Raw genomic sequence first — 14,533 nt, 5'->3', positions numbered from 1 at the left:
AATTCCTCATTGCCGACAAGGTCTGTCTCTTATAGGATGCCGTCGTCCACTATAGAAGACGATTGTTGAAAGGCAAGCCGCTTGCAACAGGCTGAAAAAGACCCGGTCCAGGCGATCGCCATGCGGCTGAAGATCGAGCGGGAGGCGCGAGGCTGGTCGCTCGCCGAGCTTGCCGAACGCTCGGGCGTGTCCAAGGCGATGATCAGCAAGATCGAGCGCAGCGAGGCGAGCCCGACGGCGACCGTGCTCGGCCGGCTCTCGGGCGCCTTCGGCCTGCCGCTTTCGGTACTGCTGGCGCTTGCCGAGCGGACGCAGGAGCGCGTTGCTCTGCAGGCGGAGCAGCCGGTCTGGACCGATCCGGAAACGGGTTATACGCGCCGCGCCGTCTCTCCAGCGAATTCTCCGTTGGAGCTTCTGGATGTTTCGCTGCCTCCAGGTGTGCGGGTGCCTTATCCGGCATCCGCCTTCGCCTTTCAGCACCAGCAGATCTGGGTGCTTTCGGGCCGGCTCGATTTCCAGGAGGGGACGGTGATGCATCATCTCACCGAAGGCGATTGCCTTCTGCTCGGCCCGCCTGCCGATTGCGTCTTCTTCAATCCGGGCAAGGAACCTGCACGTTATGTGGTGGCGCTAACCCGGCGTTAGGCGCCGAGCCAGAATTTGATGATCAGGCCGACAATACCGACCGTTACCACTCCGGCCACCCAGAGACCGACGAACCAGGCGAGCCGCCTGAAGGTTTCGCCGCCGGCCATCAGTGATAACCCTCCTCCGGATCAACCTTGCCGCGGAAGACCCAGTAGGCATAGCTCGTATAGGCAAGGATCAGCGGCACCAGGATCAGCGCGCCGACCAGCAGGAAGCCGAGGCTCTCGTCGGGCGCCGCCGCATCCCAGATCGTCACGGATGTCGGCACGATATAGGGGTAGAAGCTGATGCCGATGCCTGCGTAGCCCAGTATGAAAAGGCCGAGCGCCGCAAGGAATGGGCGGCTGTCGCGGTTGTTTTTCAGGCCCGTGAGCAGAAGCCAGAAACAGCCGAGAACCAGCAGGGGTACGATGACGCTGAAGATCGCGGTCGGCCAGGAGAACCAGCGGTTCAGATAGAGCGGTTCGAGGAAGGGCGTCCAGAGGCTGAAGATCGCCATGGCGGCGAGCGTCGCGAGCGCTGCGATATAGGAAAGGCTGCGGGCCTTGTCGCGAAGGTCGCCCGTCGTTTTCATCACCAGCCAGGTCGAGCCGAGTAGTGCGTAGCCGATGACGACCGCAAGGCCGGTGGCGATCGAAAACGGGGTCAGCCAGTCCCACCAGCCGCCGGAATAGGCCCGGTTTGCAACCGGAATGCCCTGCACCAGCGCGCCGAGTGCGATCCCTTGCGCCAGCGCCGCCATGAACGAGCCGCCGGCAAAGGCCCAGTTCCAGAGATATTGCGCCCGACCGGTGCGCCAGCGGTATTCGAAGGCGACGCCTCGAAAGATCAGTCCGAGCAGCATGGCGATGATAGGGGCATAGAGTGCCGGCAGGATCGTCGCATAGGCGAGCGGAAAGACCGCCATCAGCCCGCCGCCGCCAAGGACCAGCCAGGTCTCGTTGCCGTCCCAGACGGGGGCGACGCTGTTCATCATCACGTCGCGATGGCGCTTTTCCGGAAACAGCGGGAAGAGGATGCCGACACCGAGGTCGAACCCGTCGAGGATGACATAGGCAAGCACTGCAAAGGCGATGACGGCCGCCCAGATGAAGGGAAGGTCAATGACCATGACGGCCTCCTGCAGGGAGCGTTGCGGTATGCGGGGCCGGCGTGATGCCGGCGGTTCGGATCGGGCCTTCGCCGAGATCGCCGCTCGGATCGCGCGGAAGGCGGGACATCAGCCGCAGGATATAGAAGGTGCCGGCACCAAAGACGAGGAAATAGACGATGATGAAGGCGACCAGCGAGGAGCCCACGGCGGCTGCCGCGATCGGCGAGACGGAATTTGCGGTCAACAGGTGGCCGTAGACGGTATAAGGCTGGCGGCCGACCTCGGTGGTCACCCAGCCGGCGAGGACGGCGACGAAGCCGGCAGGCCCCATGACCATCGCGGCCCGGTGCAGCCATTCGGAGGTGTAGAGGCGGCGTCTCCATCGACAGTACAGGCTCCAGAGGCCGAGGCCCAGCATCGCGAAGCCGAGGCCAACCATGATGCGGAAGGACCAGAACACGATCGGCACCGGCGGCTGCAATTCGCGCGGTACGGTATCGAGGCCCTTGAGCGGCGCATCGAGGCTGTGTTTCAGGATGAGGCTCGAGAGCTTCGGGATCTCGATTGCGTAGTCGATCCGTTGTTCGGCGTGGTTCGGCAGGCCGAAGAGGATCAGTGGCGCGCCGTCCGGATGGCTCTGGTAATGGCCTTCCATCGCCATGACCTTGACCGGCTGGTGTTCCAGCGTGTTGAGGCCGTGCTGGTCGCCGGCAAAGATCTGGATCGGGGCGACAATCGTCAGCATCCACATCGCCATCGAGAACATCGTGCCAGCGCGCAAGGGGGCGGTGCGGCGCAGAAGATGCAGGCCGCCGACCGCGCCGACCACAAGGGCGGTCGTCAGATAGGCGGCAAGCACCATGTGGACGAGGCGATAGGGGAAGGATGGGTTGAAGATGACCGCCCACCAGTCGGCGGGGATGAACTGGCCCTTGTCGTTCATCGCAAAGCCCTGCGGCGTCTGCATCCAGGAGTTGGCGGAAAGGATCCATGTCGCCGAGATCAAGGTGCCGACCGCGACCATCAGGGTCGCGAAGAAGTGCAGGCCGGGGCCGACGCGGTTGCGGCCGAACAGCATGATGCCGAGGAAGCCCGCCTCCAGGAAAAATGCCGAGAGCACTTCGTAACCCATCAGCGGGCCGATGACCGGGCCGACCTTGTCGGAGAACACGCTCCAGTTTGTGCCGAACTGATAGGACATGACGATACCGGAGACGACGCCCATGCCGAAGGCGAGCGCAAAAATCGTCTTCCAGAAGTCGAACAGCTCCAGGTAGACGACCTGTTTCTTCCACAGCCAAAGACCTTCCAGCACGGCGAGATAACTCGCCAGCCCGATCGAAAACGCGGGAAAAATGATGTGGAACGAGACCGTGAAGGCGAACTGCATGCGCGCCAGCAGCGTCGCGTCGAAGGTCTCGAACATGGCGTCATCCCTTTTCCGGCGGGGGCCAGAAGCCCATCCATCTCATCGGATGACAATCGGCGGAGGGCGTCAAGAGATCAATGCGCATCAATGCCGCGCGCCCGGATGCCGCGGCCCTGCGTTGAACCGCCGCAGTGAACGAAAAGGCGCTTCCCGGTGAGGGGAAGCGCCAAGTTGGGGAGGGTACTTATGACAATGTCGGCCGCGTGGAGGTCATGCGTCCGACCCGCGGTGAACCCATGATCATGAGTTTTGTTCCCCCTTCGCTTGTTTTGGCGCGGAACCTTCGGTGGCGGTCCCGGTTCGACAAGCAGGTACGGAAAGGAGAAACGCACCATGAGCAAAGCCGTAGAAACCACCGATCACAAGGAAATCCGGCAATGGATCGAGGAACGCGGCGGCCATCCGGCCCGGGTGAAGGGCGCCAGGGAAGGCGGCATTCTGCGCGTCGATTTCGGGAAGCCCGAAGAATCCCTGGAGGAAATCGCATGGGACGACTTCTTCTCGATCTTCGATGAGAACAAGCTCGTCTTCCTTTTCCAGGAAGAAACGGAAGCCGGCAAAACCAGCCGGTTCAACAAATTCGTGTCCAGCACGAAACACTGAGGCCGCGGCCAGACCGCGGTCCCTGAGCCAAGGAGGACGGTCATGTCCACATCCAAACATTTCAAGACCCGCAAGCCCAGCGATGCCGATCTCAAGGAGGATCCCGGTATCGGCCAGTCGAAAGGGTTGAACCGCTTCACCGGCGCCGACGAGATCGCCGGCGACAATACCGAGGAAGGCGATGTCGGCAACGACACGACCCGTTTCGGCGGCGTCGATCCCAACCAACGCGGCCGCTCGAACAAATGACCTCTCAAAGAGGATAGATCATGCAAGGCAACAAAACCCACCAGCAACAGCGCAACGTCATCGAAAAGCGGGAAAATACCGCCAATGCGCCCAAGGATTTCGATCCCGGCCCCGACCTGCGACGCAGCGAAGCGGCCAAGGAGGCATTCCGTCGCGGCGATAACCTGGACATGCGGGCCGCGGAAGTTTCGCTCAATGACGACCCATCGATCATCCGCGGCCGCAACCAGGAAAGCGAGCACCACAAAGGCAAGCGCTCCTGACTCTTTTGGAGAGCACGGAACCCAAACCCCATCCTCGCGGTTGTCGGACGCCTGCCCGGTGATATGTTACGGTCGGGCTGGCAGAAGAACCAAGTGCGGTGGCAGATGTCACCGCACCATCCTGGGAGGATGACATGTTCGGTCTAAGCCCAACCTTTGTCGATCGAGAGGATGCCGGAAGGCAATTGGCGGAAGCCATGCAGGCGACGCTGCCGCCCGATCCGATCCTGATGGCGCTGCCGCGTGGCGGCGTGCCCGTGGCCTTCGAAGTCGCCCAGCGGCTCGGCCTGCCGCTCGATCTCCTTATCGTCCGCAAGATCGGCGCGCCCGGTCATCCCGAATATGGCATCGGCGCTGTCGTCGATGGGCGGGAGCCGCACGTGATCGTCGACGAGGACGCCGCCCGCCGGTTCCATGTGCCGCCAGGCTATCTCGCGGCCGAGCGCGAACATCAGCTTGCCGAAATCGAACGGCGCCACCGAATGTATTTCGGCGAGGACGAGCCGAGCGAGCATGATCACACGGGACGCGACGTCATTCTTGTCGACGACGGGATTGCGAATGGCGTTTCGATCCGCGCCGGCATCCATGCGCTGAAGGACATGGGTGTCGCATCGATCCGGATCGCGGTGCCGGTCGCGCCGCGTCAACTGCTGGAATCCCTGCAGGAAGAGGTGGACGACATCGTCTGCCTGTCGGCTCCGGACCGCCTGGAAGCAGTCAGCCTGCACTACGGCGACTTCAGGGAGACGACCGACCAGGACGTGGTGCGCCTTCTGAAGGAGGCTCACCGGCTCAGCCGCACCCTGAGCCATTGAGGGTCAGAGCTCGACAGTGACCAGAAGCGGCAGATGATCCGAGGCCCGGCGGGAAAGCGGGGTCGACACGACCTGCGTCGCGATAGGCGTGATTTCGCTGGAGGCGAACACGTGGTCGATCCTCAGAAGCGGCAGACGCGACGGGAAGGTGGCTTTGGGCTTTCCCCCGCTCAGAAGCGGTACGTCCGCCATCTGGCGGGCGACGGCCTTGTAGGTCGCGGTCACGGGTGTGGCGTTGAAATCACCGATCAGGATCCTCGGCTTGCCCCGGCAATCCGGCGCGCCCACCCAGGACGGCCCGAGGATTTCGCCGATCTGGCGCATCCGGTCGCCGCCCAGCAGGCCCAGATGGGTATTGAAGACCTGCAGCTTGTGCTCGCCCACCTCTATTTCCACCCAGACGGCGCCGCGCTGCTCCCCATGCGAGGACAGGCCGGCACCCTTGACCATTCTTGCCGGCAGGGCCGTCAGGATCGCATCGCCATAACGCTCTTCGGCGACGTTGAGTGCTGCGTGGAAATGGAATTCCATCCGTAGAAGAGACGCAATCGTATGCGCCTGGTCTATCCCGCCGGTACGGCTGCGGCCGACGTCCAATTCCTGCAATCCGATGATATCCGGTTCCAAGGCCGCAATGACCTCGGCTACCCGGGCGGGGTCGAGCCGGCGATCGGTACCGATGCAGCTATGCACATTATAACTCAGGATTTTCAGGCGATGCCTTGTCTTCGAAGGCTGGGCCGGGGCGGTGCCGGCCTTGGCTGGCGATGTCTGATCAGTCATGGAGCTGGGAACACCTTGGTCCCGGTTTCGTTCCCATTGTTATACAGCGGTTTACGAGAGGGACCATGATCGCCAGACGCCATCTGCTCAAGTTTCTGATCGGCGTCGCGATCTGCCTGGCGGCCTTCCTCGTCTATAGCAGCCTCGGTCGCTACACGGTCGACGATATCGAGGAATCGGTCCGGTCGATCGCCGCTTTCCGGCTCGCGACTGCATTTTTCTTCGTCATCCTTTCCTATCTCTGCCTCGGCGGCTTCGATGCGCTTGCCGTGCGGTATGTGGGCAAGCCGCTTCTCTTGCGGCAGACCTCGCTCGCGTCCTTCACGGCGCTGTCGATCGGTCACAATGTCGGGCTTTCCGCGCTCAGCAGCGGTGCCGTGCGCTACCGGTTCTATAGGCGCTGGGGTCTGACCGGCGAGGAAATCGCCAAGGTCATCGTGTTCTGCGGAGTGACCGTCGGCCTCGGTCTTGGGACGCTGGCCGGGCTGGCGCTGCTGCTGCAGCCCGGTGACGCGGCGGACCTGCTCGGCCTCGACCGACCGGCCCGGCTGATGGCCGGGCTTCTCTGCCTGGCAGGCCCCGCCGCCTATCTGCTGATCTGCGCCTTCGTGCGCCGTCCTCTCGTCGTGCGCAGCTGGCGTTTCGAACCGCCGGCGATACAGCTTGCGCTCGGCCAGATCGTCATCGGCACGCTGAACTTCGCCTGCGTCACGGCTTCCATCCAGCAGCTTCTCGCAAGCTTCACCGATGCCGGGTACCTGGCTGTGGCCAGCGCCTATGTGACCGCCAACATAGCCGCGCTGCTCAGCCATGTGCCGGGCGGACTCGGCGTGCTGGAGGCGACCATGATCGGGATACTGCCGACATCCGCGTCGATCGGAGCGCTGATCGCCTTCCGCGTGCTCTATTTTTTCGTGCCGCTCACGGTCGGGGTGCCGACATTTCTCGTCACCGAGGCTTATTATCGTCATCGGGGCGGCAAGTTCCTAGAGCAGACGGTGATGTGACAGGCGGGCGAAAAGCCGCCTGAGAGCGGCCTTGATTTCCGGAATCGGCCAGAAGGGCTGTTTCGGGTCGATGATCCCCGTGCCGACCAGAGATTCCGTTTCGCCTTTGTCCGGATCGACGTCGTAGCTTCGCAGGCCACGCGGCTTGACGTTCAGCCGGTCGACGGCCGCCAGAATGGAGCCGGTTTCCGCGATGATCCGCGCAACTTCCGCCGGTTGGGCGTCGAGATGTTCGGCGATCAGCTCGTTGCGGAGCGTGGCGATCGCCTGCCGCCCGGCCGGGTCCGAGGTTTCGATCGCAAGGTCCGCCTCGGTGTCTAGTCCTTCGGAGCGGTTGTTGAGATTGGAAGAGCCGACCCGCACGAACTGGTCGTCGACGATGATCAGCTTGGAATGAACGATGATCTCCTGCTCGCCACCGTTGCCGTCGGAAACCGCGGCAAAGAAAACCCGCAGACGCCCATAACGATCTGCGCGCTTGAGGCGACGGATCAGCCGGTTGCGGTTGTGGCCCATCATCAGCTTTTCCAGGAAGCCATGGGATTCGCGCGTGACGATCACGAGGATTTCCGGGCCGTCGGCTTTCCTCAGCCGCCTGGCGAGAGTTCGCGCCACGCCGAAGGAGGCGAGGTACTGCGTCTCGATATAGAGATGGCGTCTGGCCGCCTTCAGCGCGTCGTGGGTCAGCCGGATCGCCTCGCGGTGGCCGCGATGGCCCTTCCATTTCCACGCCTCGGTGAGTGCCAGGCCGGTGTTGCAGTCGGTCAGCGCCGGTTCCATGTCTGCCGGCCAGGGATTTATGCCCGGCACATCGAGCGGTGAAAGGACCTGGCGTGTCGCCTTTTTCCACCGACGGCGTGCGACGTCGCCGATCAGCTTTGCCGTATCGCCGGTCACGATCGTCTGTATGTCGTGGACGGGGCCATAGGTGGTTCCGTCCGGCGCCCGGCGCAGCGGGTTGTCGATCGCATGGCTGCGGTCGTCCCAGCGGCGGGCGGTCAGGTCGATGCCACCGAGGAAGGCGGTCCGGTCGTCGATCGCGACGATCTTCTGATGATGGCTGGCGCGCAGCGGATGGTCGAAATCGAAATGCAGGGAGATGCGCGGATGGTCTTTCCAATCCATCTTGCCGAACATCTTGAGGCTCTTGCCGGAATAGACAGGGCCCATGCCCCAGACCAGGATGCGGATTTCAAGCGAGGGCTTTTCCTCGACCATCTTGCGCAGCAGAGCACCGAGTGTTTCGCCGTCGGGATCGCGTGGACGAAGGACGATGTCCGGATCGAAATCCCAGCCGATGATGAAGATCGAACGTTCCGCCAGCCTCAATACCTGATCCAGCCGGCGAAAATAGTCGTCGCCATCGATCAGGAAGGCGAGCTTTTCCGCCTTCGCTCTGCGCCAGGCGTTGCGGCCGGGCCGGATGATGGGTTCGAATGAGAATCCTGTATCCCGCGTCAGGATCGATTGCGTCGCTACATCCACCTCGCCACCTCATCATGGAATGGCAGGTGAACGCGCGGATTTTGTCCTTTGTTCCAAGGCTGTATTCCCGCACATAGCCGGATGGAGCGGCCGGATGGAGTGGAAGGTAAGGGCGCTACTCGATAACCGTTTGCTGAGCCGGGTTGGGCGCAATGAAATTGCTGTTGCCGTCTCTGAAGGCTTCCATTGCAACAATGAGCCCGAGAAGGATGAGAGCTGCCGCCCCCATCAGCTTCCACAGCCCGCCAGTCATCGGTTTTTGCGGGCTCTCGTCCTGCGCTTGCCTTTGCTCTGCACGTGTATGGCCATGGATATTCATGATCGATCTACCGGCGCTTTCGCGCCGGTACCTCTTCAACTGGAGGCCAGATTGCCGGGCGGCATATAGACTGGCGGATTGGGATTTTCGTCGGGATTGGGCAACGGCGTCTCATCCGGCAGCCGATCCGGTTCCGGTTCGTCGATCGGTGGGTCCGGCTTCCAGATGGGCGCCGGCATGGGCGGGCGTTCACTTGGTTCGCGAGGATCGGGTATCATGGAAAACTCCCTGTTACTCATCTCACAACCGCCCGGCATGGCGATTGTTCCTCGCAAATTGACCCTAAGGGTTCGTGGAGCCGGTGCTGGTCGGGTCTGTTCCCGGAGCCGGCGTCTGCGCCCTATCGCTTGTCGCAGGAGGTGCCGGAGCCTGCGCCGTATCATCCGACCCGCCGGTGAAATAATAACCAACGGCCATCAGGAGGAGTACTATGGTAATCCCTCCGATGATGGAATTTGCCCTCATCTCGCGTGACATGATCTTCGCCTTTATGGCTCGTGAATTTACTACTGGACAATTCACAAAGGGCGGCAATGTTCCAGGCATCGAGGCGAAAAGGAACTTCGCATGCTTTCAGGGGTTGAATCCGGCTGTCCTGCGTTCCCAAAAGCAATCGATCTGGGCGACCAATTTGCGAGGAGAAGCGAATGACCCATGCCCGAGACAATTTCCTCGCGTGGCTGCGTGCCGCCCATGCCATGGAGGAACAGGCGATCACGACGCTTACCGCGCAATCCCGGCGGATCGAAAGTTATCCCGACCTCAAGGCCCGTATCGTCCAGCACCTGCACGAGACCGAGGAACACGCCCAGGCGCTGAAGACGCTCCTCGATCATTTTTCGGCAACCGGCAGCGCTTTGGCGCTCAAGGACATGGCGGCGAAACTGGCGGCCAAGGCGCAGGGCGTCAGCGGCATGTTGACCAGTGACGAGGTCGTCAAGGGAGCGATGGCAAGCTATGCCTTCGAGCACATGGAAATCGCAAGCTACCGGGTCCTGATTGCCGCGGCCGACGAGCTGGATGAAATGGAGGCGAAGACGGTTTTCGAACGCATTCTTGGCGAAGAGATCGCCATGGCCAACTGGCTGGAAGCCAATCTCGACGCCATCACCCGCATATTCCTGATGCGTGACGAACGTGACCTGATGGCAAAGAGATAAGTGGCGAGCGCTAAGGAGGGTGGCCAGCCGCTGCGATGGCGGCTGGCATGGGACGTCAGGTCCTCAAGGGTGCGTCCGGATCCAGATGGATGTGCAGATCTCGTGGATCGCGTACGCCCTGTTGATAAAGCTGAATGATCTGTGCTGCGAGATTGTTTGCGGCGAGGCTGCCGCCGGCAAGTCCACGCTCTGCGCAGATCTCGTCGAACAGGCGTTGAAGAAATGCCAGTTCCGTCGGTTCGAAAGTGTTGGTCAGGACTGCTGCATTCATCTTTTCAGCCTCCCAAATGGTGGCGAAAGCGCTTCCTGTCTTCCAGTCGCCGGTACGCTCTTGTCTTCAGCCGACGATAGCCAAAGACTACTACTTCTCTTCCACTTTGCAAGGGAGGAAAGCGGGGTGGACGCAGCAGCGGATTGCTCGAAATCCTTTCTCAAGCAGTCGTGAATGTAAGTGGTTTTTCAGTCGTTAAGATGGTTCGCCTCGTGATCGTGAAACTGTTCGGTCTGCACCGTTTTGCTATCCAGTCCGCGTTCCCTCGAATGCTGTGCCTTGTCCCGGTTCGACAGCACTTTGTTTTCGGGGAGGATAGCCTTGTTTACATCTGTCATGGCCCCGTTTCCGCTGTTTTTCCCCTGCGCTCCCGCGCCCATCCGCTTCGAACTCGCTTTGGCCATGATGTCTGTCTCCTGGTTCTTGTCTTCAATCAAAGGGTAGAACCGCGCAGGCGAGTTTTTGATCCGCGAAAAGTCGGATAGGAGAAATCTGAACGATCTCCCTGCACAGATTTTAAGATTTCAGCCCTAGGGTCCGGCGCATGAGGCACGAATTCAGCTCAGCTTTTCCAAAAGCTGCCGATACCCTAATTCCTTCGGGGAAGCGGATTCTCCAACTCGTAACCCATGACAAGATGGGGGGCGTGCGTACCCTTGTGCAGATGGTGGAGACCGGCTTGCACGCCCGCGGTTTCGAGGTACAGACGCTGCCTCTCGACACCGGTCATGGAACGGTCGCCACGCTTCGCAATCTCGCACGCCTTGGCTGGACCATCCTGTCGGGTAAATACGACGCGATCTTCACCTACCAGGCTGCGGCCTCCGTCTTCGGCGGCTTTTTCGGGTTTCTGGGCCGCGTGCCGGTGCGTGCCGCCCATCACACCGCAGCGCCGGAGGGTATTCGTCGGCATTGGAAGGCACTTGACTGGCTGTTCGGGTCGGCCGGGATATTCACCCATTTCGTATCGAATTCCGTTTCCACCAGCGCGTCGTTCGGCAAATGGCCCGCTGCCTACCGGCGGCGGTTCATTCTGATCCCGCACGGTGTCGATCCCATTCCGCCGGCGCGCGCAGCGGTCGATTGGCGGCAGCGCCTTTCCATTGCGCCAGATGCTTTCGTGCTGGTCGCGACGGGAAGGCTGGTGGATCAGAAGGATCACGCAGTCCTGGTGGATGCGCTCGGGATGCTGCCGGGCATGCATCTGATCATTGCCGGCGACGGCCCGAACCGGGAGGCTCTGGAGGGCAAAGCGCGCACTCTGGGTGTGGCGGAGCGCGTCCATCTGGTCGGCTCGATCGAGCGGGATGCGCTCGGCGACATTCTGACGGCCGGAAATATCTATGTGTTCCCGTCGATCTGGGAAACTTTCGGCCTTGCCGGGGTGGAGGCTTCGATGGCCGGGCTGCCGGTGGTCGCGTCCGATCTCCCGGTCTTGCGGGAGGTGCTGTGCATCGGCGACGCGCATGAGAACGCAGCCATGACTCGGTTCCATCCGCCCTGCGATGCGGCCAGCCTTGCCGATGCGGTCAAAGATCTCGCTGCGAATTATCCGGACGCGCAGCTTCGGAACGATTTTGCGCGATTACATCGAGAGCATCACAGCCGGGAGCTCATGCTGGAGCGCTATACGAATTTCCTGCATTCCGAGAGCGGCGTCTAACCGCGTCGCGGATAAAAGCGCTGAAGCAGCGAGCGGGCGTCGAACAGGTTCCAGCGCAGCGCGATATAGGCGCTGGCGATGCCGATCAGGACGAAGTTGATGGCGCTTGCAGCCGGCTCTTCCGTCAGGAGCTGGACACCTTTGCCGACGGCGACCACAGCTATGCCGAGAGCCAGCAGCAGGCCCCCTCGGGGCAGGTCGAGAGGCATGCGCAGGTTTCCCGACGCGTAGACCAGGCAGATCAACAGAGCCGCGGCCTGCCCGAGCGTAAAGGCGATGGCGGCGCCCATTGCCGCGTATGAAGGGATCAGCAGGTAGCTCAGCGTTCCGGTGACCGCGAGCATCGCGACGGACGCGACCAGTTCCAGGTTTGTTGTCCCGCTGAAATAAATGATCTGGCCGAAATAGTGGGCGCGCATGACGAGGATGGCATTCGCGACGAGCAGGATCGGCATGATCTGCGTGACGACCGGCAGATAGCTCGGGGCGAGCAGGATCCCGAAGATGACGTCGCCGAGCAGGATGAAGGACGCGGTGCCAAAAATGACGATATAGCAATGCGTGATGAAGGCGCGCTTGAGAGTATGCCGCGCTTCGGTCCCTTTCCCCTCCGTATGGAAGTTCTTGGCGCTCGAAATATATCCAGCGCTGATCGCCTCGGCCAAGACCAGGAACGTCTGCTTCATGAGGTCGAGTACGGTCCCGTAAGGGGCGACGGTGCTGGTATTGTAGAGGCCCGCCAGCAGCAGCCGATCGACGTTCATGGCGGCAGCCGAGGCGCCGAAGGCGATGGCAAGCGGCCAGCCGTAGCGCCACATCCGCCGCACGTCGCTGCCCCTAGGCCAGACAAAGCCGGACGCCCATATGGTGCGGCTGAAATGCCGGAAAACCGGCACGGAGCCCAGCGCATAACCGAGCCCCACGCCCGCCAGCAATGCGCCGGGCGTGTCGAATTCGAGGACGGCGATGTAACCGAACAGCAGCGAGAAGACGGCGCGGGCGATGGTCGCGATTGCAACGAGCCGGACCAGAAGATGGGCGCGGCTGATTTCGACGGCGACGAAATACAAGGTGAAGCACACCACCAGCAGGCTGCTGCTGACCGCAACATCGGCATGCAATGTTCCAAACAGGTAGAACAGGTATATGAAGCCGATCGCTGGCAACATCACCACCCCTGAAACCAGCAGCAGCGCCCCTGCGAGCCGGTCGGCTTCCTTGGGGTCGTATCGTCCGAAATGGGCGAATACGATCCACTGGACGCCCAGGCTGTAGACCATCATGCATATCGAAAACCCGACAATATACTGGCCGTAGACTTCGGCGCTGGTCATGCGCGTGAAGATGGAAACCGACACGAGATTGATGATGGCCGAGGTCGCCCGCGAGGCTAAATACACCGAGGCATGTCTATCGCTCAATTTTGTCGCCCAATAATATGCATTTGGTCAGAATTAACCGCTAACCCTCTAGGGTAGGCCCGATCGCCGGGAGTGACGTAGATCCTTCCTTAGCAGGAACAAACTCAATAATCATAGGGCATGTGATGATTATGAAAAGCTCTCGGATTGTTGATCCGGTCGCAGCCCGAATCTGCTTTCTCGTGCGTGGTTTCGATGGCGGCGGTGCCCAACGCGACGCCATCCTGCTGGCAAACGAACTGCAGGGCCAGGGATTTCCAAGCGCAATCGTTACACTTCAGAGTTCGGGGCCGTTGCGGGACCTGATCCGCGCCGACGTGCCCGTTATCGATCTCGGCAACGGCCGCAAACTGCGCCTCGCCTTTGCGCCCGCCGCATTGCGAAGGTTGCTGGTCACGGGGCGTCCGAGGGCGCTGGTGTCTTCCGAGGCGGCGGCGAATGTCCTGGTGGTCCTGGCCTCGCGAGGGCTAGCGAGGGAAACGCGGCCGTCGATCGTCCTGCGCGAGGTGGCAAGCCCCCTGCAGGCGCGAACCGGCGATCCCTACTGGCAGAACCGGCTGGCCTACAGGCTGATCCGGTTTGCCTATCCGCGCGCCGATCTCGTCCTGACGTTGACGGCCGGTGCGCGAAACGACCTCATCGACCGTTTTGGGGTGCCGGCCGCGAAAGTCGCCAATCTAGGGACCAATGCCGTGCTGACACCGCAGATGCGGCGGCGGATCGAGCAGCTGGGCCGCGCGCCGGAACCGGGCCACATCGTCTCGGTCGGGAGGCTCTCCCCGGAAAAGGGGTATGCGACGCTGATCGAGGCCTTCGCGCAACTCAGGCAGATGCGCGAGGCCCGGCTGACGATCGTCGGGGAAGGCGATGAACGCGGCAACCTGGAGGCCTTTGTCGAAGCGCTAAATCTATCGCAGGACGTCAGCTTGCCGGGACACAATCCAGACCCGTTGTCGATCGTGTCGCAGGCCTCGCTTTTCGTATCGTCCTCCTCGCATGAGGGGCTGGGGAACGCACTGATCGAGGCCATGGCCTGCGGCGTGCCCGTCGTCGCGACGGATGCGCCTTACGGTCCGCGCGAGATCCTGCAAGGCGGGAAGCTCGGACGGCTGGTGCCGGTCGGTGATGCGACCGCGCTTGCGCAGGCCATGGCGATGACACTCGAACAGCCGCCCGAAAGCGCAGTTCTCCAGGCCCGCGCCGCGGAGTTCAGCGTCGAGAAATCGGCCGAAAGGTTCATCCACCTTCTTCAGGCGGCAGGGATCGCGGGAAATGCCGTTTCTGCGGCGCCGGAGATTGAGACAACCGTAAGTATTTGACA

General features: G+C 61.9%; 18 protein-coding genes. 9 read left to right on the top strand and 9 right to left on the bottom strand.

The window, feature by feature from the left end:
• The first annotated feature begins 81 nt into the window (after window positions 1–81).
• On the top strand, window positions 82–645 hold the full coding sequence (locus ACSQ3G_RS15815) for a helix-turn-helix domain-containing protein (RefSeq protein ID WP_436110697.1): 564 nt from the start codon (window positions 82–84) through the stop codon (window positions 643–645).
• Window positions 646–754: 109 nt separating this feature from the next.
• Here ACSQ3G_RS15815 and cydB read toward each other — a convergent pair whose 3' ends face one another.
• A complete protein-coding gene (gene cydB / locus ACSQ3G_RS15810) occupies window positions 755–1,759 on the bottom strand; it encodes a cytochrome d ubiquinol oxidase subunit II (RefSeq protein ID WP_105425479.1) in 1,005 nt (334 codons plus the stop codon).
• Window positions 1,749–3,167 (bottom strand): cytochrome ubiquinol oxidase subunit I, encoded by a 1,419-nt coding sequence (locus ACSQ3G_RS15805; protein ID WP_436110696.1) that lies wholly within the window; start codon window positions 3,165–3,167, stop codon window positions 1,749–1,751. The genes cydB and ACSQ3G_RS15805 overlap by 11 nt, the downstream gene beginning before the upstream one ends.
• 336 nt (window positions 3,168–3,503) lie before the next feature.
• On the opposite strand from ACSQ3G_RS15805, the gene ACSQ3G_RS15800 reads away from it, so the two are divergent.
• The 4 genes from ACSQ3G_RS15800 (at window position 3,504) to ACSQ3G_RS15785 (ending at window position 5,103) form a co-directional block, all read left to right on the top strand.
• Entirely contained in the window at window positions 3,504–3,773 is a 270-nt protein-coding gene (locus tag ACSQ3G_RS15800; protein WP_436110695.1) for a hypothetical protein, read from the top strand.
• Between the two features lie 42 nt (window positions 3,774–3,815).
• Window positions 3,816–4,022, top strand: coding sequence for a hypothetical protein (locus ACSQ3G_RS15795; RefSeq protein WP_105403040.1), 207 nt, complete (start codon window positions 3,816–3,818; stop codon window positions 4,020–4,022).
• Between the two features lie 20 nt (window positions 4,023–4,042).
• Window positions 4,043–4,285: a hypothetical protein gene (locus tag ACSQ3G_RS15790; protein WP_436110694.1), complete on the top strand. Its 243-nt coding sequence runs from the start codon at window positions 4,043–4,045 to the stop codon at window positions 4,283–4,285.
• 134 nt (window positions 4,286–4,419) lie between these two features.
• Window positions 4,420–5,103 (top strand): phosphoribosyltransferase, encoded by a 684-nt coding sequence (locus tag ACSQ3G_RS15785; protein ID WP_105403038.1) that lies wholly within the window; start codon window positions 4,420–4,422, stop codon window positions 5,101–5,103.
• A gap of 3 nt (window positions 5,104–5,106) precedes the next feature.
• Here the strand turns inward: ACSQ3G_RS15785 and ACSQ3G_RS15780 are convergent, their stop codons facing one another.
• Window positions 5,107–5,886, bottom strand: coding sequence for an endonuclease/exonuclease/phosphatase family protein (locus tag ACSQ3G_RS15780; RefSeq protein ID WP_436110693.1), 780 nt, complete (start codon window positions 5,884–5,886; stop codon window positions 5,107–5,109).
• Between the two features lie 65 nt (window positions 5,887–5,951).
• Between ACSQ3G_RS15780 and ACSQ3G_RS15775 the strand changes: the two genes are divergently transcribed.
• A complete protein-coding gene (locus tag ACSQ3G_RS15775) occupies window positions 5,952–6,893 on the top strand; it encodes a putative bifunctional lysylphosphatidylglycerol flippase/synthetase (protein ID WP_436110692.1) in 942 nt (313 codons plus the stop codon).
• Here the strand turns inward: ACSQ3G_RS15775 and ACSQ3G_RS15770 are convergent.
• The 3 genes from ACSQ3G_RS15770 to ACSQ3G_RS15760 all read right to left on the bottom strand — a co-directional run bounded on the left by ACSQ3G_RS15770 (window position 6,873) and on the right by ACSQ3G_RS15760 (window position 8,915).
• Window positions 6,873–8,378, bottom strand: a complete 1,506-nt coding sequence (locus ACSQ3G_RS15770; protein WP_436110691.1) for a phospholipase D-like domain-containing protein — start codon at window positions 8,376–8,378, stop codon at window positions 6,873–6,875. The genes ACSQ3G_RS15775 and ACSQ3G_RS15770 overlap by 21 nt on opposite strands.
• Before the next feature lie 115 nt (window positions 8,379–8,493).
• Window positions 8,494–8,697: a hypothetical protein gene (locus tag ACSQ3G_RS15765; RefSeq protein WP_436110690.1), complete on the bottom strand. Its 204-nt coding sequence runs from the start codon at window positions 8,695–8,697 to the stop codon at window positions 8,494–8,496.
• A gap of 35 nt (window positions 8,698–8,732) precedes the next feature.
• Complete coding sequence (locus ACSQ3G_RS15760; RefSeq protein ID WP_046608292.1) at window positions 8,733–8,915, bottom strand: hypothetical protein; 183 nt, start codon at window positions 8,913–8,915, stop codon at window positions 8,733–8,735.
• Window positions 8,916–9,344: 429 nt separating this feature from the next.
• Here ACSQ3G_RS15760 and ACSQ3G_RS15755 point away from each other — a divergent pair, with 429 nt between their 5' ends.
• Entirely contained in the window at window positions 9,345–9,857 is a 513-nt protein-coding gene (locus tag ACSQ3G_RS15755) for a ferritin-like domain-containing protein (RefSeq protein ID WP_105439634.1), read from the top strand.
• 55 nt (window positions 9,858–9,912) lie between these two features.
• Here ACSQ3G_RS15755 and ACSQ3G_RS15750 read toward each other — a convergent pair whose 3' ends face one another.
• A complete protein-coding gene (locus tag ACSQ3G_RS15750) occupies window positions 9,913–10,128 on the bottom strand; it encodes a hypothetical protein (RefSeq protein ID WP_436110689.1) in 216 nt (71 codons plus the stop codon).
• 188 nt (window positions 10,129–10,316) lie between these two features.
• Window positions 10,317–10,532 carry a hypothetical protein gene (locus ACSQ3G_RS15745; protein WP_436110688.1) on the bottom strand — a complete coding sequence of 72 codons (216 nt, stop codon included), beginning with the start codon at window positions 10,530–10,532 and terminating at the stop codon, window positions 10,317–10,319.
• Window positions 10,533–10,774: 242 nt separating this feature from the next.
• On the opposite strand from ACSQ3G_RS15745, the gene ACSQ3G_RS15740 reads away from it, so the two are divergent.
• Window positions 10,775–11,791, top strand: a complete 1,017-nt coding sequence (locus tag ACSQ3G_RS15740; RefSeq protein ID WP_436110687.1) for a glycosyltransferase family 4 protein — start codon at window positions 10,775–10,777, stop codon at window positions 11,789–11,791.
• Here ACSQ3G_RS15740 and ACSQ3G_RS15735 read toward each other — a convergent pair.
• Window positions 11,788–13,212: a lipopolysaccharide biosynthesis protein gene (locus ACSQ3G_RS15735; protein WP_436110686.1), complete on the bottom strand. Its 1,425-nt coding sequence runs from the start codon at window positions 13,210–13,212 to the stop codon at window positions 11,788–11,790. The two genes, ACSQ3G_RS15740 and ACSQ3G_RS15735, sit on opposite strands and share 4 nt — an antisense overlap.
• Before the next feature lie 131 nt (window positions 13,213–13,343).
• Here ACSQ3G_RS15735 and ACSQ3G_RS15730 point away from each other — a divergent pair, with 131 nt between their 5' ends.
• Window positions 13,344–14,531: a glycosyltransferase gene (locus ACSQ3G_RS15730; protein ID WP_436110685.1), complete on the top strand. Its 1,188-nt coding sequence runs from the start codon at window positions 13,344–13,346 to the stop codon at window positions 14,529–14,531.
• Window positions 14,532–14,533 lie beyond the last annotated feature (2 nt).

Source organism: Neorhizobium tomejilense, assembly GCF_964254135.1.
Classification (GTDB): domain Bacteria; phylum Pseudomonadota; class Alphaproteobacteria; order Rhizobiales; family Rhizobiaceae; genus Neorhizobium; species Neorhizobium tomejilense.
The sequence above is the reverse complement of the archived record's forward strand: the minus strand, read 5'-3'. Positions and strand labels throughout refer to the sequence as shown.

Bases quoted from the DNA above. Each gene is read 5' to 3' on its own strand.
- cydB (WP_105425479.1), bottom strand. From the start codon at position 1,759: ATGGTCATTGACCTTCCCTTCATCTGGGCGGCCGTCATCGCCTTTGCA.
- ACSQ3G_RS15805 (WP_436110696.1), bottom strand. From the start codon at position 3,167: ATGTTCGAGACCTTCGACGCGACGCTGCTGGCGCGCATGCAGTTCGCC.
- ACSQ3G_RS15800 (WP_436110695.1), top strand. From the start codon at position 3,504: ATGAGCAAAGCCGTAGAAACCACCGATCACAAGGAAATCCGGCAATGG.
- ACSQ3G_RS15795 (WP_105403040.1), top strand. From the start codon at position 3,816: ATGTCCACATCCAAACATTTCAAGACCCGCAAGCCCAGCGATGCCGAT.
- ACSQ3G_RS15790 (WP_436110694.1), top strand. From the start codon at position 4,043: ATGCAAGGCAACAAAACCCACCAGCAACAGCGCAACGTCATCGAAAAG.
- ACSQ3G_RS15785 (WP_105403038.1), top strand. From the start codon at position 4,420: ATGTTCGGTCTAAGCCCAACCTTTGTCGATCGAGAGGATGCCGGAAGG.
- ACSQ3G_RS15780 (WP_436110693.1), bottom strand. From the start codon at position 5,886: ATGACTGATCAGACATCGCCAGCCAAGGCCGGCACCGCCCCGGCCCAG.
- ACSQ3G_RS15775 (WP_436110692.1), top strand. From the start codon at position 5,952: ATGATCGCCAGACGCCATCTGCTCAAGTTTCTGATCGGCGTCGCGATC.
- ACSQ3G_RS15765 (WP_436110690.1), bottom strand. From the start codon at position 8,697: ATGAATATCCATGGCCATACACGTGCAGAGCAAAGGCAAGCGCAGGAC.
- ACSQ3G_RS15760 (WP_046608292.1), bottom strand. From the start codon at position 8,915: ATGATACCCGATCCTCGCGAACCAAGTGAACGCCCGCCCATGCCGGCG.
- ACSQ3G_RS15755 (WP_105439634.1), top strand. From the start codon at position 9,345: ATGACCCATGCCCGAGACAATTTCCTCGCGTGGCTGCGTGCCGCCCAT.
- ACSQ3G_RS15750 (WP_436110689.1), bottom strand. From the start codon at position 10,128: ATGAATGCAGCAGTCCTGACCAACACTTTCGAACCGACGGAACTGGCA.
- ACSQ3G_RS15745 (WP_436110688.1), bottom strand. From the start codon at position 10,532: ATGGCCAAAGCGAGTTCGAAGCGGATGGGCGCGGGAGCGCAGGGGAAA.
- ACSQ3G_RS15730 (WP_436110685.1), top strand. From the start codon at position 13,344: ATGAAAAGCTCTCGGATTGTTGATCCGGTCGCAGCCCGAATCTGCTTT.